1 pseudogene is annotated in these 635 nt (G+C 42.5%); it reads right to left on the minus strand.

The annotated features are described in order from the left end of the window. Positions 1 to 635: pseudogene (locus tag KIV40_RS31345) on the minus strand (hypothetical protein); the annotation flags it as partial.

The following is a 635-nucleotide window of genomic DNA, read 5'->3' on the forward strand; positions in this document are numbered from 1 at the left end:
GTTAGTCCATCTATGTTGGCACTGACCACAAGTTTATCTGAGGTAGTACCGGATGGTGTCACACTCAGCCATTCTGCAGAGGTAGTCGCAGTCCAAGCTGTATTAGGTAGGTTGTAGCTATCTAGAACGTCGATCTGCGCAGTAAGCTTCTCTTTGGTTGGGAACTTGGTGAGAGAAACCCCTCTATCCGGGATCAGTAGAGCATGACGTGAGGCCAATACATTGACGTTGATGCTTTTGGTTATTTGGTGCCCTAGGACATTCGTGCTGACTTCAATTATGCTGTTGTTTTCTCCCTCTGAGAGGTTGTCTGGAGAAATTAACTGGACATCAACTTGTTGTGCTGAGCTTGATATTTCAGCTAGAGAGTTGATATTAATACCTTCAGGTAACGTTAAGCTAACAGGGTAACTTTGCTCTCCCGTATTTAGACTGATCTCTAAGCTCTTTGTCAGTGGCTGCCAACCATCGGTTACATCAAAATCAATGTTAGATTTACTGAATGTCAATTCTGGAAGTAAGACCTCTATAGAGGCATTGATGTCAGTTCTAGTGCCATCTAACTCATTGTTTAGACTTAATGTGGCATTATGTTGACCTAAATTTAATTGAGTCGCATCAATCGATACAACGAC

The organism is Vibrio sp. D173a, from assembly GCF_030248475.1.